The 25239-nt window shown below is 45.3% G+C and carries 19 protein-coding genes; 10 read left to right on the top strand and 9 right to left on the bottom strand.

Annotation, left to right across the window (positions count from 1 at the left end; genetic code table 11):
• Positions 1-21: 21 nt before the first annotated feature.
• Positions 22-576: a 3'-5' exonuclease gene (locus K0O23_RS17695; protein WP_219878789.1), complete on the top strand. Its 555-nt coding sequence runs from the start codon at positions 22-24 to the stop codon at positions 574-576.
• 31 nt (positions 577-607) lie between these two features.
• On the opposite strand, the gene K0O23_RS17700 is transcribed toward K0O23_RS17695, so the two are convergent.
• Positions 608-979 carry a SpoIIAA family protein gene (locus tag K0O23_RS17700; protein WP_219878790.1) on the bottom strand — a complete coding sequence of 124 codons (372 nt, stop codon included), beginning with the start codon at positions 977-979 and terminating at the stop codon, positions 608-610.
• 975 nt (positions 980-1954) lie between these two features.
• On the bottom strand, positions 1955-2860 hold the full coding sequence (locus K0O23_RS17705; RefSeq protein ID WP_219878791.1) for a Rieske 2Fe-2S domain-containing protein: 906 nt from the start codon (positions 2858-2860) through the stop codon (positions 1955-1957).
• A gap of 386 nt (positions 2861-3246) precedes the next feature.
• Here K0O23_RS17705 and K0O23_RS17710 point away from each other — a divergent pair, with 386 nt between their 5' ends.
• The 4 genes from K0O23_RS17710 to K0O23_RS17725 all read left to right on the top strand — a co-directional run bounded on the left by K0O23_RS17710 (position 3247) and on the right by K0O23_RS17725 (position 6547).
• On the top strand, positions 3247-3993 hold the full coding sequence (locus tag K0O23_RS17710; protein ID WP_219878792.1) for a phospholipase D family protein: 747 nt from the start codon (positions 3247-3249) through the stop codon (positions 3991-3993).
• Between the two features lie 81 nt (positions 3994-4074).
• Entirely contained in the window at positions 4075-5205 is a 1131-nt protein-coding gene (locus tag K0O23_RS17715; RefSeq protein WP_219878793.1) for an HNH endonuclease domain-containing protein, read from the top strand.
• Positions 5177-6073 carry a bifunctional class I SAM-dependent methyltransferase/HIT family protein gene (locus K0O23_RS17720; RefSeq protein WP_219878794.1) on the top strand — a complete coding sequence of 299 codons (897 nt, stop codon included), beginning with the start codon at positions 5177-5179 and terminating at the stop codon, positions 6071-6073. The genes K0O23_RS17715 and K0O23_RS17720 overlap by 29 nt, the downstream gene beginning before the upstream one ends.
• A gap of 75 nt (positions 6074-6148) precedes the next feature.
• Positions 6149-6547 (top strand): NUDIX hydrolase, encoded by a 399-nt coding sequence (locus K0O23_RS17725; protein ID WP_219878795.1) that lies wholly within the window; start codon positions 6149-6151, stop codon positions 6545-6547.
• 84 nt (positions 6548-6631) lie between these two features.
• Here K0O23_RS17725 and K0O23_RS17730 read toward each other — a convergent pair whose 3' ends face one another.
• A complete protein-coding gene (locus K0O23_RS17730; protein ID WP_219878796.1) occupies positions 6632-7129 on the bottom strand; it encodes a cupin domain-containing protein in 498 nt (165 codons plus the stop codon).
• Positions 7130-7432: 303 nt separating this feature from the next.
• On the opposite strand from K0O23_RS17730, the gene K0O23_RS17735 reads away from it, so the two are divergent.
• A complete protein-coding gene (locus tag K0O23_RS17735; RefSeq protein WP_219878797.1) occupies positions 7433-7744 on the top strand; it encodes a hypothetical protein in 312 nt (103 codons plus the stop codon).
• Between the two features lie 256 nt (positions 7745-8000).
• Here K0O23_RS17735 and K0O23_RS17740 read toward each other — a convergent pair whose 3' ends face one another.
• Complete coding sequence (locus tag K0O23_RS17740; protein ID WP_219878798.1) at positions 8001-8774, bottom strand: M15 family metallopeptidase; 774 nt, start codon at positions 8772-8774, stop codon at positions 8001-8003.
• Between the two features lie 118 nt (positions 8775-8892).
• Here K0O23_RS17740 and K0O23_RS17745 point away from each other — a divergent pair, with 118 nt between their 5' ends.
• Positions 8893-9381 carry a GAF domain-containing protein gene (locus K0O23_RS17745; RefSeq protein WP_219878799.1) on the top strand — a complete coding sequence of 163 codons (489 nt, stop codon included), beginning with the start codon at positions 8893-8895 and terminating at the stop codon, positions 9379-9381.
• A 386-nt stretch (positions 9382-9767) separates the two neighbouring features.
• Here the strand turns inward: K0O23_RS17745 and K0O23_RS17750 are convergent, their stop codons facing one another.
• On the bottom strand, positions 9768-10322 hold the full coding sequence (locus tag K0O23_RS17750) for a fasciclin domain-containing protein (RefSeq protein WP_246597195.1): 555 nt from the start codon (positions 10320-10322) through the stop codon (positions 9768-9770).
• Between the two features lie 444 nt (positions 10323-10766).
• Between K0O23_RS17750 and K0O23_RS17755 the strand changes: the two genes are divergently transcribed.
• Complete coding sequence (locus tag K0O23_RS17755; protein ID WP_219878800.1) at positions 10767-11189, top strand: hypothetical protein; 423 nt, start codon at positions 10767-10769, stop codon at positions 11187-11189.
• A 798-nt stretch (positions 11190-11987) separates the two neighbouring features.
• Here K0O23_RS17755 and K0O23_RS17760 read toward each other — a convergent pair.
• Positions 11988-13076: a T9SS type A sorting domain-containing protein gene (locus K0O23_RS17760; protein ID WP_219878801.1), complete on the bottom strand. Its 1089-nt coding sequence runs from the start codon at positions 13074-13076 to the stop codon at positions 11988-11990.
• Between the two features lie 909 nt (positions 13077-13985).
• Here K0O23_RS17760 and K0O23_RS17765 point away from each other — a divergent pair.
• Complete coding sequence (locus K0O23_RS17765; protein ID WP_219878802.1) at positions 13986-14297, top strand: hypothetical protein; 312 nt, start codon at positions 13986-13988, stop codon at positions 14295-14297.
• Positions 14298-14370: 73 nt separating this feature from the next.
• Here the strand turns inward: K0O23_RS17765 and K0O23_RS17770 are convergent, their stop codons facing one another.
• Both K0O23_RS17770 and K0O23_RS17775 read right to left on the bottom strand, forming a co-directional pair.
• On the bottom strand, positions 14371-16812 hold the full coding sequence (locus K0O23_RS17770) for a TonB-dependent receptor domain-containing protein (RefSeq protein WP_219878803.1): 2442 nt from the start codon (positions 16810-16812) through the stop codon (positions 14371-14373).
• 284 nt (positions 16813-17096) lie between these two features.
• Positions 17097-20804: a T9SS type A sorting domain-containing protein gene (locus K0O23_RS17775; RefSeq protein ID WP_219878804.1), complete on the bottom strand. Its 3708-nt coding sequence runs from the start codon at positions 20802-20804 to the stop codon at positions 17097-17099.
• A gap of 467 nt (positions 20805-21271) precedes the next feature.
• Here K0O23_RS17775 and K0O23_RS17780 point away from each other — a divergent pair, with 467 nt between their 5' ends.
• Positions 21272-22558 (top strand): citrate synthase, encoded by a 1287-nt coding sequence (locus K0O23_RS17780; protein ID WP_219878805.1) that lies wholly within the window; start codon positions 21272-21274, stop codon positions 22556-22558.
• A gap of 458 nt (positions 22559-23016) precedes the next feature.
• Here K0O23_RS17780 and K0O23_RS17785 read toward each other — a convergent pair whose 3' ends face one another.
• The gene (locus K0O23_RS17785) at positions 23017-24942 is read right to left on the bottom strand and encodes an OmpA family protein (protein WP_219878806.1); all 1926 of its coding nucleotides are present in this window, start codon (positions 24940-24942) and stop codon (positions 23017-23019) included.
• Positions 24943-25239 lie beyond the last annotated feature (297 nt).

Genomic DNA, 25239 nt, shown 5'->3' on the forward strand with positions numbered 1-25239 from the left:
CATTAATCCTTACCTTTGGCCATGGATTTTGTAGCCCTGGATTTTGAGACGGCCACGCCGCAGCGTGACAGCCCATGTGAGATTGGTGTAACGGTTGTTCGGAAAAGGCAGATCGTAGAAACACGCTCCTGGCTGATAAAGCCTTTGTATTACCCGCACTTTAATGCCTTTAACGTAGCGGTGCATGGCATACGGCCTTTCGATGTAAAAGACCAGCCCGATTTCAGGGAGCTTTGGCCGGTGCTGCAGCCTTACCTGGAGGGGCAACTACTGATCGCGCACAATGCCAGCTTTGATATGAGTGTGCTGCGCAAAACCCTTGCCACCTACAATATACCTTTGCCGGAAGCGCGTTATTCGTGCAGCCTGAAATTCTCCAAAAACATCTGGAAAGGCATGCACAAGTACGACCTGAAAACGCTCTGCAACATGCACCGCATCGATTTCCTGCACCACCGTGCCGCCTCCGATGCCGATGCCTGCGCCAGGTTATCACTGAAGGCCATGGACCTGACCGGCACTGCCTCAGAAGAAGAGTTCGACGCTAAACTGGGAAGCAAGATCAGCCGGGTATAATCGGTTTATACTATTAGACCTGGTTTATACTTTAGCCGGCAACCCACTTACGGGCTTCTTCGGTTTCCTCGAAGGCGAATGAGCGCTGCTCAATGGCTGGCACCACCGCAAACACACCCGTTGCCAGGTGCTGCAACCAGTTTTTGTCGGTTACCAGTGCCATTCTGTTTACCTTTTGCAGCACCTCCCCGAAGTTGGAAAGTATAAAGCGCAGCCGCTCCTGTATGGCTGCGGGTGCTATACCGGCTGTGGCAGGCATTTCGATGTACAAGCTAAAGGTAGCATCCGACTCCAACTCCGGTTTTATCACTTCCTGCGATGCTTTCATGTCCTGCACGGTTATCTCCCCTTCTGCCCTGAAAGCGAGTAAGTTCTTATTTCCCAGGTCTAGTTGCTGTATCATAGTGGTATGCTTTTAATAAAGTATACTCAGTTTATACTTAGAGCGATGTGTAGGGCTGGCCGGTGCATGGTTCGGGCAGGTAATTTGTCAGAATCTTTAAATAGGGCCCCTACCCCAAGGATTTTCAGGATTTATAGATGAACAGGATGTTCGATAGTTAAAGACTGCTGTACTACTTATACTTTATCATTTATTGATCAGCCTGTTTCGCAAACATGTCGCGTACTAATGAATCAACTTAAGTAAAAGGCTTTCATTTCGAACTGGGGGTAAGGGCCACTACTATTCGAAACCTGTTAAGTATGCGTTTCTGTGCAATTGGCGTTGATTTCCTGGAGTAGAAATTGTCCCCTTGAGGGGACCGTAGGGGTGTAGATAGCTGGGATTTCGCTTCGTGGTTACTTCATTGATTGAATTTCGCCTTCATGAACACCCCTGTAGTCCCCTCAAGGGGACAATCCTGGTTGACAGAAAGCGGCTTCTCGGCTTTATAGAGACCATTTAGCAGGTTTCGAACAGTAGTGGGTAGGGTCCTCTTTAAGTGAGAAATCTATATAGAATCGTCTTAAACTAGTTTTATAAAGATCTCTCCTATCGTCGAGATGACAGCTTTTGCTTAAATTGACGATTTTGTGACTAGCGCTGTCTAATCAATCACCAAAAAATACCCCGCAGCTTAGCTTAACCAGATCTTTACTACGAGTTAAGAGGCATAGGCATCACGCAAAGCCTGTTCTACAGTCTCTTACAAAGCATACCCGGCGTATCGGCAGCTTTACTGATCCAGTGTCAGCTCGATAGCGAAATAGGCCACCGAGCCTACCAGTAACAAAGCAAGTGCAATATTGGGAGTCATAGGCGCAAATGTGTTAATTACAGAATAAGAAAACCAAGCCTGTAGCTTGTACTTATACTAACTACCTGAGCAACAGTATTGTTTGACTGCTAACTTACTTTGCTGCTGCCTTGCCCCTGCTAATCAGCCTTCTTACTTTTTTCCTTTTTCGGGGTCCGGACCTCAATCTGGCCATTCTTCACCCGTACTTCAAACCGGGGCTGCGGTTCTGTTGCCGGACCGTGCACCACGCTGCCATCTCTCAAATCGAAGACCGACCCGTGCCACGGACAGTGCACATGCCCGTCTTCATGCAGGTGGCCTTCTGAAAGCGGCCCGCCGAGGTGCGAACAGGTGTGCGCCAGGGCGTAAATCTCCCCGTTCTTGCGGGCAAGCAGCACCGGAACCTCTCCGGCTTTAACACAGCGCATGGTGTTTTCGGCTAATTCGTTTTCCGGTAAAACAGATACAAAGTCTTCGGGGTAAGTTACAGCCGTAGCCGTGTGGTCTACGCCTACCTGCTTGCCATATACCAAGTGACCGCCCAGGTAAGCGCCAAAACTAACCACACCATACCCGAGCATGGACAGGCCAATGGCAGTGCCGCGGGTCTTTTTGCGCCGGCGGAGCAACAGCGACGTAACATAAAGAGCGGCAGCACCAGCGTTCAGCATACCATGCATCAACCCGATTTTACGCCTTTCCTGCGTCGTGCCGGTCCAGTCGGTTATGCCTGTTATGGCCGCACCCACTGCACCTACCAGGCCCACGGCCACGACAGCATCGGCACCGGGCACATACTTTTTCTCTCCCATCAGCTCCAAGGTATCCAGCACGGCGGCAGTCGTCCACGACCCAATGGGAACATCTGTTATAGCCGGATGCAAAGGGTGGCCGAGCCAGGCGCCGTGCAGCATGTCTTTAACCTGCTTACCGGCTTCTCCGCCTGCTTCAAAAGCATTTACAACCGCAGGCTGTATAGCGTCTCCTGCTGTTTTAAGCCATTCCTGCTCTTCAATGGCCTCGATTATGGTTTTCTGCCCCATTTGCTTTATCTTATTTTATTTTGGATTATGAGGTTAAGAACGCAGATAGGGGCAGGAGGTTTGGGAGAGGTGTTTGGTGTGTTGTAGGTAGTAGGTATAAAGGTTGGTTTGGAGACTAGTTTATTTTTGAAGCAGTTGAGATTGGTGAAGGGTAGGGCTTGGAATTATATGATGGTAAATAAGCGTCAGATTATGAATAGCTTATACTTAGGACCTATTCAAATAAAGGCTCAAAAGCTAAATAACAAACTTCTCTATTTTGAAATAATGGAGACTTTTAAAGTTCTCATCTTTATTATAAGTAATCTTTACTATATTGTCTTACATTGATATTCAACACGCTTAACGTTTTAATAATTTTCCAATAACAAGAGTAAGATTATATTATGCCAAAGTTTTTAAATACAAGAAGAGCAGTATCAGAATTAGAAGATTTGATTAGGAATGCAAACGAAAAATTAATACTAGTATCGCCTTACCTAAAACTTTCAAAAGATTTTAAAGAGCTACTCCAGTTTCGTAATAGCAAAGACAAAATCACAACTATCATATTCGGTAAGCAAGAGTTAAATCCTGATGAGATGAAATTTTTGCAAGGGCTAAGATTTGTTATACTTAAATACTATGATGACTTACATGCAAAATGCTACTTGAATGATGATACTATGATAATCACCTCTCTTAACTTATATGAGTTTTCAATGGCTAATAATAAAGAGATGGGGGTTCTAATTAAGAAAGATGATACAGCAGATTCATGCCTTTTTGAGGAAGCATTAAACGAGGTGGATTATATAAATCAAAACAGTAAAAGGTTTGAAGTAGGCTCTAGCAAGAGTTCCTATGTAAAACAAACTTTTAGTAAGCCATCTGAAAGGGTTGATAGTAGAACCGCTAATGTGAATAGTAAATCAACTGGTTACTGTATAAGGACGGGATCTGAAATACCATTCAATCCAGAACGGCCATTAAGTTATGAAGCATTTCAAGTGTGGAATCAATTTGGAGATATAGATTACCCAGAACGATTCTGCCATTTTTCTGGTGAACAATCTAAAGGTGAAACAAGTGTTAGACGCCCTATCCTTTACAAAAATTGGCAAAAGGCTAGAGGCTATAATGTAGCATTATAATAGTCTTTTTTAACGTGATTTCAATTTTGTATTGAAATCACGTTTGCTCTTACTTAAAACTAGTGATGTTTTTTAATTTATATGGATTCTCAAACCTTTAGTAACATAAGTAAAATCATAGAGCGTGATAGTAAATTCACGACCTATAAGTTTGCTTTACTTAGAGGTACAATTGATATTATTCAGGAGAACTCACCTTTCATTAAGGAACGCGGAGACGTTGTTGAAATCCCACTAGGGTTAATGGTAGAAAAGTGGATAATCTATTACTATCCAATATTCGCATCTCAGATATTTCTACCACAAATTAATGGCGAAAAAAACAATCTGGCATTTGGAAGGTACTTCGGGAATGTTATTAATCATTACAATCAACTAGGCGGTATCTCATTACTTTATAATGAACTACGTAGTAAAGGCATTAGCAATGAGATAAGTTATGATTTCTTACAGCTTGTAAAATCAATAAAAGATACCATTGTAAAACAACCAATGTACTTCATTGGGCGATCAATTTCTAGTGAATTCAATTCTATTTACAAGTACATACCTATCGGAAATAAGAGTAAGGGCAAAAGCCACATAGTGAATACACAATGGCTGATTGACTCTTGCGGTATTTTTACTATACCATATTCATACTATGAAGCATTTAAAGTTTTAGGCAGTTTTCTAGCAGGCACAGATTCAATTCTTTTTAAATGGGCTGAATTTTCCGTTAATGCATCAAGAGAGTACCTATCAACTGAAAAGGTTATTACAGAAATACTCAAGGAACCTGTGACAAAGAGGGATGCAAAAGATGCTATACTATTTTACAAGACTATTGTAGGTGATCGTAAATATGTAGAATGCGTCTGGTCTGGAATAAATATAGCCAAGTACGATGTAGATCATCTTCTGCCATTTTCCGTGTGGAAGAATAATGACCTCTGGAATTTGATGCCAGCAGATCCAAAAGTTAATAATACTAAGCGTGATAAAATTCCATCATTAGTTTTATTAGAAAAACGTAAGGACGTCATAATTAATTACTGGGAACTTATACAACAGGTATACCCTGAAAAGTTTTTCAATGAAATGAGCATTTCACTTACAGGGTATTTAAATAAAAGTAATTGGCAAAACTTAGCCTTCGAACGCCTTAAATCAACAACCTCAAATTTAATTAATGTCAGAGGGTATGAAGAGTGGAACCATAAAAGCAAATAACTTTAGTCATCTAACTGCAATCGAACGGGAAAGCATATCTTTTCCAGCAAAAATTCTAAGGGAAAGAAATTTATTATTAGGTGATATTTTAGACTTTGGGTGTGGCCACGGAGTTGATGTAGAATCTCTTAAAACTAATGGCTTCAAAATCACAGGCTATGATCCCCATTACTTTCCTAATTATCCTAAAAAGCTCTTTGATACAATTCTCTGTTTCTATGTACTAAATGTACTTCTACCAGAAGAACAAAAACAGGTGATGATGAATGTTTCAACCCTACTTAAGCCTAATGGTAAAGCTTTTTTTGCCGTTCGGAGGGATATTCAATATGAAGGCTATAGGCTTCATAAAATTCACAAAAAAGAAACATACCAATGCCAAGTGAAATTACCTTTCAAGTCAATCTTCAAAAATGAAAATTGTGAAATTTATGAATACCAACATTACACGACCTTACATCAAGGTAATGAGTTAATTAGTCCTTTCTTTAAGCATAATGAAGAAAGGGAATTAATAACAGAAACAGTTAATGTTTTCTCGATTTATGATAAATTCCCAGTAAATCCTGGCCACGCCTTAGTTATACCTAAAAAAGTAATCTCCAATTACTTTGAACTGACCGAAGCAGAACAAGGTGAATGTTGGACCGTTGTCAATAAGGTGCAAAGCATTTTACAGCAACAGTATCATTCAAATGGCTTTAATATTGGTATTAATGTTAATGAAGCTGCTGGACAAACTGTTCCGCATATACACATTCACGTAATCCCTAGGTATACTCATGACATGGAAGACCCAAGAGGTGGTGTCCGAAACGTTATTCCATCTCGCGGAAATTACCTCAAACAACTTGGTATTTATGAGTAAGTCGTCTCATATATAAATAAGTTTCTACTGAATTAAAGCTAGTATTTCTTTAAATTCTTAGTTCTTACCACCCCCATGAAACTAATAGACAAACTCGCCTGGATCGAGATCCGGGACGGCAAGATACTCAGCACCCGCAGCAAAGGCAGAACCAAATACTACCTGCCAGGCGGGAAGCGTGAGGCCGGCGAAACGGATTTCCAGGCGCTGCACCGCGAGATACAGGAAGAGCTAAGTATAAACCTGGTAGAGGACAGCATAACATTTACCGGCACCTGGCAGGCGCAGGCCGACAGCCACGCGGAGGGGGTGCAGGTAAAAATGACCTGTTACGCCGGGGCTTATACCGGCACTATACTTCCGGCCAGCGAGATAGCAGAAGTAGTATGGCTCAGCTACAAAGACAAGCACCTTACCTCCGCCGTAGACCATCTTATTTTTGACTGGCTGCACGAGCAAAAGCTGCTGCATTAAAAATTGTAAGGGCACAACGAAAACACCTGGCTACTGCACAGCAGCCAAAGTATAAATTTACCGCAAACTTAGTACGCAACTGTTTTAGCTCTTCACCTCCAGCGTCGGGAAGGTAAGGCCGAAGCGTTTACACAGCCCGGGCACGCTGTCAAAATCCATGTCGAGGGCGTACTTTTTGTTTATCTCTGCAAACTTGCCCATGTCTCCCCATGCTGCCGCCACCTCCCGGAAGAAGTCCTCGAAACCAGCCGGCGAAATGACCTCGATGATCTGGCAAGGCTCGTCGCCTGCGTTCCAGAACGTATGCCACTGGCCGCGCGGCTTAAACACCCAGGTACCCGGTTCTGCTATCACCACATCATCGCCGAGCAGCGCCCCCAGTTTCCCCTCAATTACATAAGAGTACTCGTCTTCGTTGTGGTGGTAATGCAGCGGGGCAGCCAGTGCGCGCGGTGCCAGCGGATGGTGCACCACCGAAAAACGTTTCCCGGTGTCTGGTCCGTCTATTTTCCAGTGCACCCCAAATCCCCCGAAATCGAATTTATCGCCTTCTCCGGCTTTGATAGTTTTTGGTTTCTCCATGGTTTTGATGCTTGGTTTCTTATTGGTTTATACTTTTATGATCGTGTAATCTGGCAGCATATGCACATTTAATTATACATACAACAAACTGATAACCAATACGAAACACAATTTATATAGTAAACACTAATTACAGGGTTTTTAAAGTATAGTTTAATCCCTGGAACAGATCCTGTGTATTTACCAGAAGTAGAAAAAGAAGCGCTAACTGGTAAGGGATACCTACAGGCGACCTTAATTTTGCAGGCGATTACCACGAAGTATAAGTATACTTTCTAACTTGCAGTTTATACTTTATATCTAATGGCTGCATTACCTCACTACAAGACCATCGCCAGCGAGGCGTTTAATGATTACCTGGATAACAAGACAGACCTTGAGGGTTTGATAGAGCGGCTGCGCTATATAGAACTGCAGGTGCAGTCGGACGACGAGGAAGACGAGGAACCGGATAAAAAAGTATGGTTCCGCTTTTTTGAAGGCGATACGCTGAAGACTACCATCAACGAGCTGGAAAAAGAGCTAGGCGACCCGGCGCACCCCAGCTACAGAATACTACTCTATGGCATTGCCACCGGCCTGGAGGCGAATGAGCTGGAGGTGCACTATTCGTAAGCGGTTGCTATACTTTTGTCAGGTGAACCCAGCGCTACCCATGCCGCGAGTTTAGCGCAAGCGTAACTTGTGGCTTGCGATGGAGCCAGTTTGTAACTGGCGTTATTCAGGACTATACTTACGCCAGTTACAAACTGGCCATCATACTTAACCAGAAGTCACGCAAACGTTAAACTTGCGGCATGGGTAGTTATAAGTTTTTTTCTCCATAAGATTGACAAAGGGGTGGGGCTAAATTTCATTTCATTCCGGAGCATCACCTCAGCCAGGCTATTTCAAAATGCATCCCGTCCTGCCTGTTAAAATGGCCTCCCCAGTAAAAGCCGTTCTGGTGGGCAATGTTTACCAGCTGCCTCACTGAGCCCTTCTGCCCTACCAGCGCCGGCTGCGTGCCCAGTTTGTTCCAGGCATAGTTAATATCGAAGGCTGTGCCAAAGGCGTGGTTGCTGAGGATGCTGCGGCTGCCCCGGATAAAGCGCGGCGCATAAGCACCCTCCCAGGTTAGCACATGGTGCAGCAAACCAGCCTGTTCCCAGTCGTGCCACAGCTGCGCCAGCTGGTCTGCCGCCCTCCGGTGAAAGTATACTCCGGCGCTGCCTTTTATGGGTATTAGCTGCGGAACCTCAACACGCACCAGGTGGCGGCTGGCCCAGTTATCGAGCACTTCTATGTTTTCAGGGTTGCCGGGCAAGGGGCGGTGCCGGTAGTTAAAGTGCCCGAACACGTTTGCCCTTGCTGCATGGCTTAGCAGTGGCCTGAAACCGGGCTTAGGCGGCCAGTGCGCACCCAGTATACTTTCCCGCTCGTCATCCAGCACCCCGAAGCCAAGCGTCATGGCCATGCCCACGGTTTTGTTGCCAATAATGCCATCGGGCTGCAGGCCGTGCATCCGCTGGAATGCCATACTGGCGGCCTTGGTCTGCTCCCCGAAAATGCCGTCTGCCACGCCGGGGTTCAGGTACTGCCCTATCAGGAAGAACTGCCATTTAAGCACATCGTCTCCCCTGTCACCAATCTTGATAACGTTCATGTTTGCGTTTTTTAACCAAGTATAAAACAGCTAAAGTTTAGGATACGTGTCGGGGAGATTTTTCTATACTTTTTCCGCTTTTTACGTAGTGTGGTGTAAACTAATTCACCCATACTTCATGTCTTCTATTTCATCAATCCTTACCACGCTTCAAAACCACGACAGGCCTGTTAACTGGCAACACTTTCTTTCGGAGGTGATCGCGGCCTTTGACTGTTCTACCGGGACCATCCACTTTTACGACAACGAAACAGAGCTGCTTAAGCTGCAGGCACAGCAGGGTATCCCGGAGTTCCTGCTTCCTAAAATGGCGGAGATACCCGTTGGGAAAGGCATGGCCGGCATTGCCGCCGAGCGCAGAAAGCCGGTGGAAATGTGCAACCTGCAAACAGACAGTTCGGGTGTGGCGCGACCGGCCGCCAAAGAAACAAAAGTGGAGGGATCTATTGCCGTGCCTATGCTGCTGCAGGGCAACCTGTATGGTGTAATTGGCATTGCCAAGCCTGTGCCGTATGATTTTACAAAAGAAGAAAACAGTGCTTTATTGGAGATCGGGGAAGAGATGAGCCGCTACCTGCGTGCACACGCTGCAGCCAGGCAGGTATAAAGAGAAAGTATAAAGCAACTGGAATTTAACTATCTGGATGGCTTAGTGTTATGCCGTTCTCTGCTCCTATGCCACTCCTCCGGATCTGCCCCAAAATACCCTGAATTAAGTTTGGGTCGCTGCTCTTCTAATTTGTAATCCGGAAGTATACTCCAATAAGGATCTGTGATCCGTTCTACCCCTTGCCTTTGTTGCGCAGCGAGCTAAATGCTGAAAGCCGGATTGCAAATCCTCATAGTAAGTGCTCCGGGATTACAAACCCATAAAAGCAAATGGAGCAGTTGTGCCAGTGAAACCGGAAAAGACAGTCTTTACAGGCAGTTACACAAAAAACAAGCGGCCAGAAGGGTAATCTGGCCGCTTGTACAATATACAGCTATGGGAAATTAGTTGCCTTGCGGCAATATCACTTTGTCAATTACATGCACAACCCCGTTAGATGCCTCTACATTTGGCATGGTAACATTGGCGTTGTTAATCATTACTGAATTCCCATCCAGCATTACTTTCAAATCCTTACCGTTCAGCGTTTTTACCATCATGCCATTCGACAGATCGGCCGCCATTACGTTTCCTTCTAAAACATGGTAAGTCAGAATATCTACGAGCTGCTGCTTGTTTTCAGGTTTTAGCAGGTTATCCAAAGTGCCGGCTGGCAGTGCAGCAAAAGCTTCGTTGCTTGGAGCAAAAACGGTATAAGGACCGCCATCCTGCAAGGTACCCGCCAGGTCAGCCGCCTGCAAAGCTTGCACTAAAGTTGATAAGGAGGGTGTATTGGAGGCAAGCGCCACAATGTCCGGGCTCTCAGTTGCCATAGTTTCCTCAGTAGCCATGGTCTCTGTATCCTGTGTAACTACTTCTGAGCTCTCTGTTGCTGGTTCGCTGTTGTTGCACCCGAATAGTAGTAGCGATGCACAGATAAAAACGCTTAATTGTTTCATAATCTTATAGTTAATGGTTGCAAGTATGAACCAACGACCTAAGCAAATGTTTAAATTGTTTTCCTGATGCAGAATACTTGCCTGTTAAAATCAAAAAAAAATGTACCTTTAGCTAAACCATTAACCCTATAATCATGGCAAAGTCACAGGACGCAAAAAAGGACGTAAAGAAAAAGCCGGCCAAAACCGAAAAGGAGAAGAAGGCCGCCAAGCTGGAAAAGAAAAAGAACAGCTACGACTAAATAGATCAACGGTGCTAAACTTTTCTGTATAGCCGGGTATACACAAAAGCAGCCAACAAATTGTTGGCTGCTTTTGTGTTATGGGTGCAATAGTAAAATCAGGGTTAACATCTACAACCCAGGCTTGTTGATGTAGTATGGTACGGAAAAAATAATTTTATACTTTTACCTGTACCAAAAGACATATCGCAAGCCATTTGCCATGCCACTAAACCCGGAAAAACTGCCACTCTACCAGAAAGGCCAGGAGATATTCGACATCACCTCCAAGATAATTGACCTGATACAGGACGATGATCCGATACTTTCTCATATAAAAGGAATGATGCTGGAAGACGCAGCCATGCTTACAGTAAAAGTTTCAGGAGCCGAGGCCGGCGACCTGTACGATATCCGGATGGAGAGTGCGGCCCTGATACGAAAAGCTGCCCGCGAACTGGGTACCCATTGCACGACACTGGAGATGTTTGGTTTTCCGGATACGCAGTACCTGGTGTTGATACGGGAAGCGCTGGAAGTGTATAAACTCCTGTTCAGGGAATGGGTGCAGGGTTTTGACCCCTGGAATTATACTTTAGATGACTGGGGCCTGTTTAACCCGCCGGGTATACATCCGGAAGAGTAGGTGTGAATTTACCTCGCCCCAGCCCTCTCCTAATAACAGGAGAGGGAATTTTAACAGACCATGAAGTATGGTTTGTACCTGATTTTTCTCTCAAAGTATAAACTTATTTCATCCCTATTTAAAGAAGAGCTTTTTGCTTTTGCTAAAGTATAAACTGTGGTCACAGCCATCTCCCGAAATAGCATTGCCGCACTGAGGAGAGTAATTTGTAGGGACAGGTCGCGACCTGTCCATGTTTGAGGGAAGAGCAGCATCTGCTATAACACACCCCTACCTCTCTCAAGAGCAGAGGGCCGTTTCATTCACTTTTTTTCTGTCATCCTGAAAGGATCTTGGTTGCTGGGAGGATAGCTTAACCTCCCAGCAACCAAGTTTCTTTACAGAATGACAAATATTTTTTCAATTTTTATCAGAATGAAACAGCCCTGCTCTTAAGAGAGGAATTTCGTCTGATGCTATAGTGTATGGTACAGTTCTATAGTTTACAGTATTGAGCTGACAGGTCGTGACCCAATGTCGTCAACTTAAGAAAAAGTTGTCATTTCGAGCATCGCGAGAAATCTATCTGGAATTAGTACAGAAGGAATTCTATAAAGATCTCTCACAGCTACGCTGGCTCTCTTCGGCTCACGCCTCAAGAATGTTGAGATGACAATAAAGCTTAAACTCACGGCATTGGGTCCCAGCCTGTCCCTACAGATTTAGAGTTTATATTCTGATTTTGGCAAGGCTCTTAAAAAACAGCAAAGGCAGAACCAGGGTGGTTCTGCCTTTGCTGTTTTATTATTTGTGTAGTGCTTACTTCACAAACAATTTCTGAGAAGTAGTAAAGCGGTTAGTGCTTATCTGGTAAATGTAAGTACCTTCTTTCAAGCCTGAAACCGGTAAAGCTACTTCGTTCTGGCCGGCTCTCATGTTAGCGAAGTTTATGCTCTTGCCAACTTTTCTGCCTGCCAGGTCAAAGATCTGAACGCTTACGTCAGAAGAAGCCTGCAGGTATATAGCCAGGCTCGCCTGTCCGCCTTTTACCGGGTTAGGGTATACAGATACTTTTGCAGACGCTGCGTCAACAGACTTCAGTTTGGTAAGTGTGCCAGCTGGTAGTGCTTTTTGTGCTGGAGAGTAAGCACCTTCAACTGTCCACATGATATAATCAATGTGAGAGCCATTAGTTGAGCCGCTGGAGCCATCACCGATACGGAAGTAATTACGAACTGTACTTGCCCCTACAGTAGAAGTAGCAACAGGGGTTTCACTTTCATCAATGAAAAGTTTTATTGTAGCACCGTCCTTTGTGAATCTATAAGTGTGCCACTCCTTCGTGTTAAAGTTTTCGCCTAAGCTTAAGTTCTCAAGTGTGGTATTACTAGTTCTGCCTACGTTAAAAGTTACTCTGGCAGGATTTGTTTCTGTGGCATTAATAACATAAACAGTTTCACGATAGCCATTGAAGTCTAAGTCTAACTCAAACACTCTGTCAAAACCTTCCAGCCCCTTCGCTCTTACTACAACTGTTGCAGCAGTTGGAGAAGCAGGCGTTGTTGGAAAGTTCTGTCGCCACAAAAAGGTTGTATGAGGGAAATTTACAGCATCGTTTCCGTTTATTCTGAAACTTAATAAATTGTTTCCCTGGACATTTGAATCACTGATAATAGATTGCTCGGTTGCAACAATAGCTGGTTGGGTTTCTGAGGCAGCAGGCACAACACTTGCTGTAACAAAAGGGCTTTCAGTAAACGCATCAGGCAGCTCATTGGCATTGTAAATAATCCATGGATCATTCTGTGCAAAGGTATGAGATGCGGTAAAAAGCAGGCAGCAGCCCAGTACATAGCGCATCTTCGGCTTTAATTCCTTTAGCAAATTAGTTGTGTAATTGTTCTTCATATTAGGTTAGTGTTAAAGTATAGATTTAGTTTTTAGTCAATATTATCTGTAATCGTTTGCACATAGTATAGCAGGCATTAGCAAGAACATGCTGATATTACAGCTGGTTAATGTATTGGTGAATAGCATTTTCAATACCCGCCTACCATTAAAACTTCGTATCGCCTCACTCCTCTTTATACTTTCAGTATCTTATAGTGTGCAAACGTTTGCACAGTAAGTCAAAAAATATAGAGCGTTTATACTTTCGCTCTTTTTAGCTTCCCGGCAGGATGCTTTTATTTATTTAAAGTATAAGGGTAAGGTTATAAACTGTTTAGGATATCCTGCTGCAGTTTAAGTAAAAGCGGCTGCACTGAACATATGCCAGCTTTTATAAAGGCAAGCTATATTCTAATTCCTAAATCTATACTATTCATAAATATAAGTCAATACCCTGGCAATATTTAATTAACTCAAGCTGCGAGATGCAAGGTTCATGAGTTTTCATCTGTTAGCGTGAACCCACCCCTAATCCCTCCGAGGAAGGGAATTTTTAATTGTGCATGTAATTCCCCTCCTCGGAGCAGGAACGTATCATTCAAGCGGATTCTCCCCTTGAGGGGAGCGAGAGGGGTGTTTGCTCTTGCAGAAAAATTGCAATGAAGGTAATGATTGGCTTTTCATCTACGATATCAACACCCCTAATGACCTACAGCCGCAAGTTTCGAACTCCCGTTCTCACTTGTCCTCAAGGGGATAGTTTTATCAGAATGAAACGGCCCTGCTCCTCGAAGGAGTTAGGGGTAGGTAATCAATTACCAGAAAAAAGTATTTCGCAACCTGATTTAATTAACGGAGCAGCAGGTTTAGCCTACTGTAGAAGTATACTTACAATAACAGTTTTTATATTGGCTAAGTATAAACACTATGGATATGATGAACCTGGATAACTGGGACGAGGAGCGATATAAAGAGCTGAACACCTATTTCCGTATCAGGATAGAACAGATGCTGCGCACAGACACCCTGTTGCAGGAGCAAATGCAGCAAAGCGACAAACTACACCTTCACGACTTGGTGGCATACTTCAGCGATGATGATAAGGAACGCTGGGAGGAGTTTATGGCGCTGGACCAGCTGAAGATGCAGAAGGACATGTGGGACCACCTGCACGGCAAAGGTACCCGCTTTAAGCCAGGCCAGGGCTTTGTAAACCCCGACGACGACACCACCTGGTAAGTATAAATGCAAAAGAGACGCAGCGTGCTGCGTCTCTTTTGCATTAGGTTTACTTTATGGTTTTAGTGCTGCCTTAGTTAGCTCTGCTTTTCTCTTCTTCGGCACCGCCTGTGCGTCGGCGGGCCGGAGCTACCTGAGAGCCTCCAAAGCGGTAGTTAAAGCTAAGCGTTGCTACCCTGGAGTCGCGGCGCTGATCAAAGGTTTCGGTATAGTCGGCCATAACAGTTTTGCCGTGCACCTGGCTGGTGTAGAATATATCCGACACGTTCAGTTTTATACTTGCTTTCTTATCCCACAGCTGCTTCTGCACACCAGCCGACATAGACCAGATCGGGTCAACCTCCAGGAAACCGTATACTTCGCTTGTTCTATACACGCCAATTACCTCTGCAGACCAACCATTTGTAAGCTTAATGGTATTGTTGGAGTTGAAGTTAAGCGTTGGCATACCTGCATTAAGAGTAGTAGTGCCCAGGTTGCCGCGATACTTACCGTAATAAACTGTGGCGTTGTTCATGCTGTTAAGCCAGTTGCCAACAGAGAAAGGCATGGTCATGGTCAGGCCATAATAATCGTGCTTGGCCAGGTTACGGAAGGTCTGTATCACCACGTTCTCGTCTTCACTCTCCCGCGACAGCACGTTCACGATCACATCGGTGGTATGACTGTAACTAAGCTTTGTGGTAAAGCGCTTGTCAAACGTATGGGTCAGCTCAAAAGAGTAAGACAGTTCCGGCTTTAAGTATGGGTTACCAGATGAAACTGTGAAAGCGTCGATCAGGTTTTTAAAGGGATTCAGCTGGCCATAGGAAGGTCTGTTGATACGGCGGCTAAGCGACACGCCCAGTTCATGCTTTTTGTTGAGGTTGTAGCCAACAAATGCGCTCGGAAAAAACTGGGTATAGTTGCGGTCAAACTTACGGTCGTCCTCGTTTACCACATCAGCAAGCTGCTCTCCTGTAGCAATGGTGTTCTCCAGGCGCAGGCCCAGCTGCAGGCTGGCTCTCTCCCACTTCTTATTAGTATTCAGGTAAGCGGCATTAATATTCTCCTCGTATTTAAAGCGGTTGCTTCTGCCTGAGATCAACTCATTTCTGCCTTCGGTACGGTCGTAAAACTTCTGGTCGTTATCGGCGTTTACCAGGCTGCTTTTAACACCTGCCTCCAGCTTTGCGCCCAGGGCTGGTAGTGGCTGCACATAATCTGCCTTTGCAGACCTGATGGTAAGCTTGCCTTCCAGGTCGCCGTGCAGCAGCGCAGGGTTACCAATCGGCTCAGAGCTTAAATTCATACTCCTGATCGCGAAGTCCTGTATGTCATCGTTGTTGTATGTAATGTAGTCAATATCGGCCGTCACCTCTCGGCCAAGGCTGTCTAAAGTATGCTTCAGGTTAAGGTTAAGGCTTTGGTTGCTGCGGCTGTGGGCTACGTCGGCATCTGTTACAGCCCTGCGCAAGGGGTTTCGTTGCGCATCAAAAAAGAGTGCCTTGTTCGTATTATCACGGTCCAGGTCAGAGATAAAACTGGTGCCCACCACCCCGATTATTGTTTTAGGTGTTATAAAGTAATCCACCCCGAAACGGCCGTTGTAGTTGATACCGGTAAAGTTAAAGATGTTCTGCTGCTCGTAGCCGCCTGTAGCCTCACCGTTATCAATAAAGTTGCGCACAAAGTCCAGCTCCGAAAAGTTTTTGCGGTTGGCGTAGTTCAGCCCTCCGAATACGTTCATCTTTTTGGCGCGGTGGTTCAGTTGCAGGCTCATGTCTCCTTTGCTGTAGCGGCCCTGCCCGAACGAGGTGGTAAAAGAACCGTTCGTGCCAAGGCTTTTATCGCGCTTTAGTTTTATGTTGATGATACCCGCATTACCGGCCGCATCGTACTTAGAGGAAGGGTTTGTGATCAGTTCGATCTTATCCAGAGAGCTTGCAGAAAGTCCCTTAAGGTAGTTCGCCAGCTCTGTACCTGTCATGGGTACCTGCTTGCCGTCTACCTGCACCATTACACCCTGGCGTCCGCGCATACTGATGTTGTCGTTCTGGTCTACCACAATGCCGGGCGCTTTCTCCAGCACGTCAAGTGCAGTGTTTCCGGCTGCCACAATACTGTTCTCCACGTTCATCACAGTCATGTCGAACTGCTGCTCGATAAGCGGGCGCTGGCCTTCGATTACCACCTCTTTCAGGTTAGTAGCCGACTGTTTTAAAAGTATAGGCTCAAGGTTGATGGTACCTGCATTGCCCGATACGCTGAACACTGCGCTGCTGGCCTTGCCCTGCCCTACCATGCTGGCTACTACTTTATAGTTTCCGGCGGCGATACCTTCAAAAAGAAAAGTACCGGCATCTTCGGATAAAGCACCTTTTACAAGTGAGGAGTCGGCGGCTTTCAGGAGCAGCACATTGGCATAGCCAACGGCTTTGTTCTCTCCGTCTAGAACCTTACCTGAAATGTTGCTCTGTTGTGCCTGTAAGGTAGTGAAGGCGAAGAGCGAAAAGAGTAAAAATAAATTTTTCATAGTTTTATAATGTTGCTGATTTTCAATAATGTGTTGATCTAAAGTATGGTTAAATTTTATGCTTTAGAATCCGCAGTACCAACATACATGCCAAAACGCAATACGTTGATTATTAGCATATTGCAAACAACCTTTGACTTTATAAAGGGATATGCGATGTCTGAAAGTGGACAGTAGTACGTACGATTTCGTACACTTGGAATTTGGCTTAACTCTCACTTTAGAAACACAAAAAGGGACAGGCCATTAGGCCTGTCCCTTCAGATGATCAACGTATAAATATGTTAACGCTGCAGAAGCAGTTTAACGGTTTGCACGGACCCATTGCCGGTAAGCCGCACAAAGTATAAGCCTTCTTTCAGTTTGCTGCCATCTACTTTTAGCTCCAAAGTTTCGGAGGCATTGGCATTTACGCTTTGCAGGTTACAGACAAAAGCACCTTTGGCATCATAGAGCGCAGCCTCGTACAGGCCACTCTCAGATACCTTAAAGCGTATGGTAGTGGTGGTACTGAACGGGTTCGGATAAGCCGTCAGTTCAGCTGCTGTACCGGCATCGTGCTCCAGTTTATTCTTACCGTTTGCAGCCAGTTTCGAGTTGCTTCCATTAATAATAATCTGTCCTTTCTCTATAGCTGGTAAATGCTGCATCAGATCAAGTTTGCCGGAACCGGCAGAGTGGTTATCGAATATGAGCTTACCGTGGGCGTTGCTGTCCCAGACCTGCAGGCGCATGCCATCGCCGGCATCGTTAGGCCCTGCACTTCCCCCATCCATTAGCGTGGCTACAAATCTATAGTTTCCTTTTCCTTTGATGGCTGCTGTGCCCTGTATTGCTGCCCTGTTTCCGTCAATTACCAGCCAGTCCAGGGTTTTGCTTACCATATTGCCCATATCTCCTAACATTACGTGCAGGCTGCCAACCGGCTGCCGGGAGTGCTGGTTTGGATATCTTACAGAAAAGGAATAGGTCAGTTTTTTATTGCTAAAGTTCGCTGGTGCTGCCAATTCGCCGTTACCTGTTACATAACCTGCTTCCGGATCATAGATCACCATTTGCTGGGAATAATCAGTAGTTGTTGGTTTTAGGCAGCTTTCTTCAAAATCAAGGCCAATCGTATAAATACCTGCCTTCTGGTAGGTGTGCTCACCTGTTATGCGGCTTGTGCCATGCGCTGTATAAGCAATTGTTGGTAAGCTGCCATCTCCCCAGGTCCAGCGAACGCCATGGTCGGCACCCAGGATGTAAGGTCGGAAGTCGGCGGTGGTACGCACCTGCCAGCCTACGCGCTTGGCCATTGGCGGCAGATACAGCCTTACCGCTACAGGTATGTTGCAGGGTTCTTCTGAACTGCTTCCATACTTGATCAACACCAAGTCTCTTGTTTCGCTGTTAGCGATTCCTGAGGTGCCCCCTACATATAGATTACCCAGGACATCCATGGCAAGCGCGGTACCCATCTCCTGCCGATCCCCCTCTTTCCCATAACTATCCTGCTGTACACGTATTCCCTGCTCATTATATAAGTACACAAAAAGGTTTGTATTGCTGGTGCCTGTTACGGCTACCATGCCGTTTTCCAAAGCCAAAACGCTCATTAGTCTCTCTACCATCTCGAACCATGCCTGTTCGCCCTCACTGCTAATTTTTGATACAAATGTAGTGTTGACCCCTGTTCTCGGGTTGTAAAGCGTACCTATAACCGCTATGCTTCCGTCCGGACTCAAAGAGGCGTCAAGCAGCTCTATTTCGCTGCTATCGCCAGGCCTGCTCTCCCAGAGTAAGTTGCCCTCAGCATCAGTCTTTAAAACAAAGGCTGTTGGATGGCTGATACAGCAGGATTGTGTGGTACCTGCAACGTACAGGCTTCCGTCGGAGTGGATAAACAGCTGCTGGGGATCATAATGGTTAACTAGAGGACCGCCACTTACTTTATAGTGCCTCTCCCAGATTTTACTACCGTTGCTGCCATTATACTTTAACAGAAAAACACGGCGGCCATCCAGTTGAGTATTGTCGTTACCGGTAACATACACATCACCCTGCTCATCCAACACTATTCCGGCGGCCTTAGGGCTTAAGTTGCCGAAGCCTTCGTAACTCAACTGCCAGGCGGTAGCCCCTCCGGCTTGTAGTTTGATTAACTGCACATAGGAGTCGGTGCTGCTCTCGTGGATTGTGCTGGCTATAAAAACGTCGCCGTTTGGAGATACTGCCAGATCATTGCCGTTCATAAACAGGTGAACCGTGTCATACTGGTACTCCCACATTTGTTGTCCGCTGCTGCTAAACTTAGTAACCAGAAATGTGCTGTTGCTGATGCTTAGCGTCAAGTCTGACAGAACATAGATATTATGCTGCTGATCCTGGCCTGCCGCTTTATAAACTCCTCTGAAGGAATTCTCAAACAGCTTTTGCCCTTGTGTGCCGAAAAACACTACTTTACTGTCTGTGACTGCTATAGGGAGATCACTGCTGTCAAAAAACACATCGTTCGGTGTCCCTAAACCGGTAGCAGTAACAGCCCAGGCACGGGTTAGTTGGGTAGCAGGCGTGTCTTTTATGAAGCCATACTTCACCAGTAGCAGTTTGTTGTTAGAACCATTGACAGGAGAACTATGGCCGGCTACATAGAGTTTTCCGGCAGCATCAAATACAATATCGCTGCCTGTATCTGATGCACCGTTTGCATCATACCTATCGGCACCAACCTGGTCACCTGCACCTGTATACAAATAAGTAAAGAGGTCTCCTACTTCTTCAGGCAGCATGCCCCGTACCATTCCGGTTATTGCGATATGGCCATTTGCACTTATAGCAAGTGCTCTCGGGTACGAAAGCTCACCGGTAGCATCTTCTATCAGATCACCCCATACTTTGCTGCCTGCTGGGTTATACTTAGAAAGGTATACTTCGGTATCTGCCCGGCCATTTTGAGAAGACCCAAGTATAACCAGGTTTCCGTCAGTATCCAGCTCAGCATCTATCATAAAGGTGTTGTAAGACGGCATGTTATCCAGCCTGCTCCACAGCATTGCTCCCTGGCTGTTTAGCTTGATGAGGAGTGGTTTTGCATTGGCAATGGCCAGCCCAGCCCTGCTGCCAGCCACATATATATTGCCTGACGCATCCGTCAGCAATTTATCAGAAGTATAAATGCCTGGATGGGCAGCTTCCATTTCGTTTAAATGACTGATAAATAGTTGCTGCCCATTTTGGCCGTTGTACTTTAACACGAAGAGTTTTCTTCCTTCGCCTAAAACAAAATGAGTGCCACTGATAATAGGATTGCCATCAGCATCGAGGGTTATGGATTGCGCAGCAGGATCGGAACCGGAGGAAGGACCATCGTACGTTTTAGACCAGATAACATCGCCACCAGAGCTTAACTTAACTGTTAAAGACATTCCACCAGCCGATTGACCGGTAATGTAAACATCACCGGATTGGTTAACAGCCATCGCGGCAGGTAGGTTACGCCCTGTTTGCCCTCCATTCAGGTGTTTAGCCCAGGCCAGGCGCCCATCAGGTAAATATTTAATCACAAGAAAATCATAGACATCGGGGCTAAGCATTACATTGCCGGATATGTATATATTGCCGCCGCCATCAATGTGCAGCTGGTCAGGTGATTCGCCTGCGCTTCCGGTTATACCACTAAACTCCTGCTGCCATACTACAGCACCATCTCTGCTGAATTTAGTAGTGACTATGCGTGAAACTGACGCCGGCCCCCTGCTAAACCCTACAGCAACCAATGTTTGGTCGGGGGCCTTAGCCAATGCGGTAGTAGCAGCGTAATTGCTCCCTGTATTACTTACCTGCTTTACCCATTCCCGATTAAGTTCGGGTTCGGCTTTGGCATAAAGGGATGGAGTAAAAAAAAGTACAAGTAACAAAGTGAATAACCACTTTTTACCTACACCAAAACAAAGACGAGAAATTTGAACAGGCAAGACGTTACCTGGTATAGTATGTATTAGTTGTTTCATAGTAAATAATAAACTGGTGAAAAATAGCGGCGGGTGAAGTGTATTAATAGAATGGGGCGCTGTGGGTGCTGCTAACCACAGCATTTAAATAGAATTAATGGCTAGGTGGTAAGCAGGAACACATTATTACATACTTGGAAAAATCTTTTGGGTTATAATCGATCTTATGTTTATAAGATCGAAGTCAAAGTATAAGGAAGTATACCCTCACCTGCAGCAATTGATAATTAAGTATAAATCTTAAAAGTATATCTTAAAAGTATAAATAATGGGTGACTTACACTTTTAGGTGAAGAAGAGTAAAACTTTTTGCCCGGATACCGTTTATTAAGGAGATTTGTTGACCGAGAGAGATTAATACATTCTTAAATTGAAATATTGTACCTACAACGAATTTCTTTTTATAACAATTTTATATAATTTCGCTCTGTAAGACATCCAACAACGGACATAAACTAAAAATACACATGTCAGAAATTGCTGAAATAATTTTAGACGGACAATCCTACAAGCTGCCGGTTGTAGAAGGTACTGAGAATGAGAAGGCTATTGATATCAACGCACTACGTGCGCAGTCAGGCTACATCACGTTAGATTCAGGTTACAAGAACACAGGTGCCACTACCAGTGCCATCACGTTCCTGGACGGTGAGAAAGGAATTCTTAGCTACAGAGGCTATCCAATAGAGCAGCTTGCCGAGAAATCAAACTTTATCGAGGTTGCTTACCTTCTGATCTACGGTGTACTGCCTACCACGCAGGAACTGGAAGATTTCAGCAATAAAATTAAAATGCACACGCTGGTTAACGAGGATATGCGCAAAATACTAGATGGTTTCCCATCTGCGGCGCACCCAATGGGTATCCTGTCTGCGCTTATCAGTTCACTTACGGCTTTCTATCCGGAGTCGCTTAACCCGAACCAGAGCAAAGAGGAGGTTGACCTTTCTATTATCCGCTTAATGGCCAAGTTGCCAACAATTGCAGCATGGTCTTATAAGAACTCTGTTGGCCATCCGGTTAACTACCCTAATAACAAGCTGGACTATGCATCTAACTTCCTGCAGATGATGTTTGCCTTCCCTACTGAGGACTATGAGGTAAATCCTGTGGTGGTTGATGCGCTGAACAAGCTGCTTATCCTGCACGCAGACCACGAGCAGAACTGCTCTACTTCTACTGTGCGCCTGGTAGGTTCTGCCAATGCCAGTCTTTACTCTTCTGTATCTGCAGGTATCTCTGCGCTGTGGGGCCCACTGCACGGCGGTGCTAACCAGGCCGTGATCGAGATGCTGGAGCAAATTAAAGCTGACGGTGGCGATTCTAAGAAATTTATAGCGAAAGCAAAAGATAAGGACGATCCTTTCCGTTTGATGGGCTTCGGTCACAGAGTTTACAAAAACTTTGACCCTCGTGCCAAGATCATCAAGAAAACTGCGGATGATGTTTTGTCTGCCCTTGGTATCAACGACCCTATTCTGACTATTGCAAAAGAACTGGAAGAGGCTGCCCTGAACGATCCATACTTTGTAGAGCGTAAGCTGTACCCTAACGTGGACTTCTACTCTGGCATTATCTACCGTGCGTTGGGCATCCCAACAGATATGTTCACGGTAATGTTCGCCCTTGGCCGTCTGCCAGGCTGGATCGCGCAGTGGAAAGAAATGCGTGAGAACAAAGAGCCAATCGGACGTCCGCGTCAGATCTATATCGGCGAAACGGAGCGCAACTATGTTCCGATCGAAAAGCGCTAGTTTTTTATAGCTTCTTATAAATGGAAAGGCTGATCTTCGGATCAGCCTTTTTTTTGACCATAGATTAATGGAATTTAATTGATTTTTGGGATTTACTTCTATACCAGGTCCAACCACCCCTAACCCCTCCTTATCTATGGCGGGGAATTTTTACTTTGCCGGTTCTGAAGTATAAGTTTCATTGTTAAAGCCAATGGCGGACAGGTCCCGACCTGTCCCTACAGAACAGTTCCTAGTCCTCTCTTTTGTCATCTTGGAAAGATCTTGGTAGAAGGGAGGTTTAACTGAAGCTACAAGGCTTGATAAGCCGTAAAAGTAATTAAAATTCCTCGCCTTAGATAAGGAGAGGTGGTTGGACCCGGTAACTTAGGAAAAGCTGACTCCATACTTAGCCACAAGTTGCGCTTTGCTAAACTTGTGGCATGATGAATGCTTCAACTAAAGTATAAACTTCCCTCCTACAACACCCGCATCTCAATACGGCGGTTTAGCTTGCGGTTATCTTCTGATGTGTTCTGCTTTACGGGCTTTGTTTCACCGTATCCTTTAGAGCGAATGCGTTCTTTGCTGATACCATTGTTGATGATGTATTCGGCCACAGACTTTGCGCGCTTCTCCGATAACACCTGGTTGTCTTTATCAGCACCCACATCATCGGTATGGCCTTCAATCTGAATCTTTACTGTGTTGTTCAGCTGCATAAACCTGATCAACTTATTCAATTCAGTCTTAGACTCTTTCTCGAGGGCATACTTTCCGGTATCAAAGAACAGGTTGTTCAACACCATGGCTGCCCCTGCTTTTATAGGCTCCAGGTAAACATCAAGTTCTACGGGGGCAAGGTTTTTAGGCGAAGTATAATCAAAACTTACACTGTTCATTAAATAACCGGGTGCCGATACGTAAAGTGCATATTGCTTGCCCTCTGTGATTACTGCTGTATACTCACCTGATACCTTGTCTGAGCTTACCTGCTGCAGCAGTGAGTCTGTTTGCACATCGTACAGCTGCACCTGAGCGGCCAATGGCTTTTTGGTAGCAGCATCAAATACACGGCCCTGCGCATAGGTGCTGTTCTCGCTGCTTCTCCATTCAGCAGGCACATCAAATCTGAACAACTGTATAGCAGGGGCTCCGGCATCTGTTGTTACCTGCCGGGAATAATATCCTATTTTATTATCCGGGGTGATAAACAAAGAACCCTCATCGGCATGGGTATTTAACGGGTAGCCCAGGTTCTGCGGATCACTCCATTTTTTATGTGTGCTAAGGTTTGTTTTAAATACATCAAGCCCGCCCATACCCTGATGTCCATCGCTTACAAAGTATAAAGTTGAGCCGCTCATGTGTACCGAGGGAGCCATGTCGCGGCCAGGGGTATTAATCGTTTTGCCCAGGTTTGACGGTTTCAGCCAATTACCATCCTCTTTCTGGTATGTAACCCAGATATCTTCTTTGCCTATACCACCACCACGCGTTGAGGTAAAGTATAAGGTACGGCCATCGGCAGAAAGGCTCGGTTGTGAATCCCAGGCTTTGGAGTTAACGGCCATGCCCATGTTTTTAGGTTTGCTCCACTCATTGCCTGTCCTGAAAGAAATATAAAGGTCACAGTCGCCTAGGCCATCTGGCCTGTTGCAGGAGGTAAATACCAGTGTTTTGCCGTCGCCGGAAATGGTGGCTGCCCCCTCGTTTGCATTGGTGTTGATCTTATTCGATATAGATACCGGTGCCTGCCACTGCCCGTCTTTGCGTTCGGCTATAAAGATATTCTCGTCGTGGTCTGGTCTGGTGCTGGCCCGTGCAGTATAAATAAAGAAACGTTGGTCTGCGGTAGTGTACGGAAAGTACTGCAGCCCGAATTTGTTTATACTTCCAGACATCTGCACCGGATCGAAATTTACAGGCTTTTTCATGGCTTCCATGGCATAGTCTGCCGTTTTCACCTGGTCCTTGGCCCATGCCACCAGCTTTGGATTGCGGGGGTTAGATTTCAGAAATGCCTGAAAGTTCTTTTTGGATGCCTCGTAGTCTCCCTGCTCAAAGTACAGGTCGGCGAGGTCGAAATAGAAGTTAGCGTAAGCAGGGTTAAACGGCACAAGGGCCAGGCCTTTTTGGAGGTTACTGAAACTGGCAGCCTTGTTACCCATTATTTTGTAGAGGTTAGCTGACCTGATATAAGCCTCCGCAAACTTGGGATCTTTCTCGGTTGCCTCTTCCAGTGCCTGCAGCGCCTTGTTAAAGTCGCGGGACCTGGCATACTCGTCTGCTTTAACGTATAATTTCTCTGCCTTTGCATTAGTGGTACTAAGCTTCTGCTCCTGTGCCCTTACGGTAGTGGCCGAAATAATAAAAAATAAAGCGACTAATAGTAGTTTATACATAAGGTAGAATAGGGTATACCTGTGCTAGGAAGCAACTCGGCTCACCTGGCATTTCGTTTCTGACACTTCTACTAAAAACAAGGCAATTTCGTTATGCTGCACCACAGCAGGTAATAATCAAGCCACTGCTATTATATTCTTTTAGGGTAAAAAAAGAACCCTCTTGTTAAAGATAAGTACTTTTAACTCATTCGCAAAAGTAGTTTAAATAGCAACAATCCCGGCTAGCCGTTCTGTTCCGCAAAAGGCGCTTCTGGGTAAATGCTTGTACAGGTTTCCCAGAATAACTTAAGGAGA

Origin of the sequence: Pontibacter aydingkolensis (assembly GCF_019443125.1) — a bacterium.
GTDB lineage: Bacteria > Bacteroidota > Bacteroidia > Cytophagales > Hymenobacteraceae > Pontibacter > Pontibacter aydingkolensis.

Coding starts and splice junctions, on each gene's coding strand:
- K0O23_RS17695 (WP_219878789.1), top strand. CDS start 22: ATGGATTTTGTAGCCCTGGATTTTGAGACGGCCACGCCGCAGCGTGAC.
- K0O23_RS17700 (WP_219878790.1), bottom strand. CDS start 979: ATGATACAGCAACTAGACCTGGGAAATAAGAACTTACTCGCTTTCAGG.
- K0O23_RS17705 (WP_219878791.1), bottom strand. CDS start 2,860: ATGGGGCAGAAAACCATAATCGAGGCCATTGAAGAGCAGGAATGGCTT.
- K0O23_RS17710 (WP_219878792.1), top strand. CDS start 3,247: ATGCCAAAGTTTTTAAATACAAGAAGAGCAGTATCAGAATTAGAAGAT.
- K0O23_RS17715 (WP_219878793.1), top strand. CDS start 4,075: ATGGATTCTCAAACCTTTAGTAACATAAGTAAAATCATAGAGCGTGAT.
- K0O23_RS17720 (WP_219878794.1), top strand. CDS start 5,177: ATGAAGAGTGGAACCATAAAAGCAAATAACTTTAGTCATCTAACTGCA.
- K0O23_RS17725 (WP_219878795.1), top strand. CDS start 6,149: ATGAAACTAATAGACAAACTCGCCTGGATCGAGATCCGGGACGGCAAG.
- K0O23_RS17730 (WP_219878796.1), bottom strand. CDS start 7,129: ATGGAGAAACCAAAAACTATCAAAGCCGGAGAAGGCGATAAATTCGAT.
- K0O23_RS17735 (WP_219878797.1), top strand. CDS start 7,433: ATGGCTGCATTACCTCACTACAAGACCATCGCCAGCGAGGCGTTTAAT.
- K0O23_RS17740 (WP_219878798.1), bottom strand. CDS start 8,774: ATGAACGTTATCAAGATTGGTGACAGGGGAGACGATGTGCTTAAATGG.
- K0O23_RS17745 (WP_219878799.1), top strand. CDS start 8,893: ATGTCTTCTATTTCATCAATCCTTACCACGCTTCAAAACCACGACAGG.
- K0O23_RS17750 (WP_246597195.1), bottom strand. CDS start 10,322: ATGAAACAATTAAGCGTTTTTATCTGTGCATCGCTACTACTATTCGGG.
- K0O23_RS17755 (WP_219878800.1), top strand. CDS start 10,767: ATGCCACTAAACCCGGAAAAACTGCCACTCTACCAGAAAGGCCAGGAG.
- K0O23_RS17760 (WP_219878801.1), bottom strand. CDS start 13,076: ATGAAGAACAATTACACAACTAATTTGCTAAAGGAATTAAAGCCGAAG.
- K0O23_RS17765 (WP_219878802.1), top strand. CDS start 13,986: ATGGATATGATGAACCTGGATAACTGGGACGAGGAGCGATATAAAGAG.
- K0O23_RS17770 (WP_219878803.1), bottom strand. CDS start 16,812: ATGAAAAATTTATTTTTACTCTTTTCGCTCTTCGCCTTCACTACCTTA.
- K0O23_RS17775 (WP_219878804.1), bottom strand. CDS start 20,804: ATGAAACAACTAATACATACTATACCAGGTAACGTCTTGCCTGTTCAA.
- K0O23_RS17780 (WP_219878805.1), top strand. CDS start 21,272: ATGTCAGAAATTGCTGAAATAATTTTAGACGGACAATCCTACAAGCTG.
- K0O23_RS17785 (WP_219878806.1), bottom strand. CDS start 24,942: ATGTATAAACTACTATTAGTCGCTTTATTTTTTATTATTTCGGCCACT.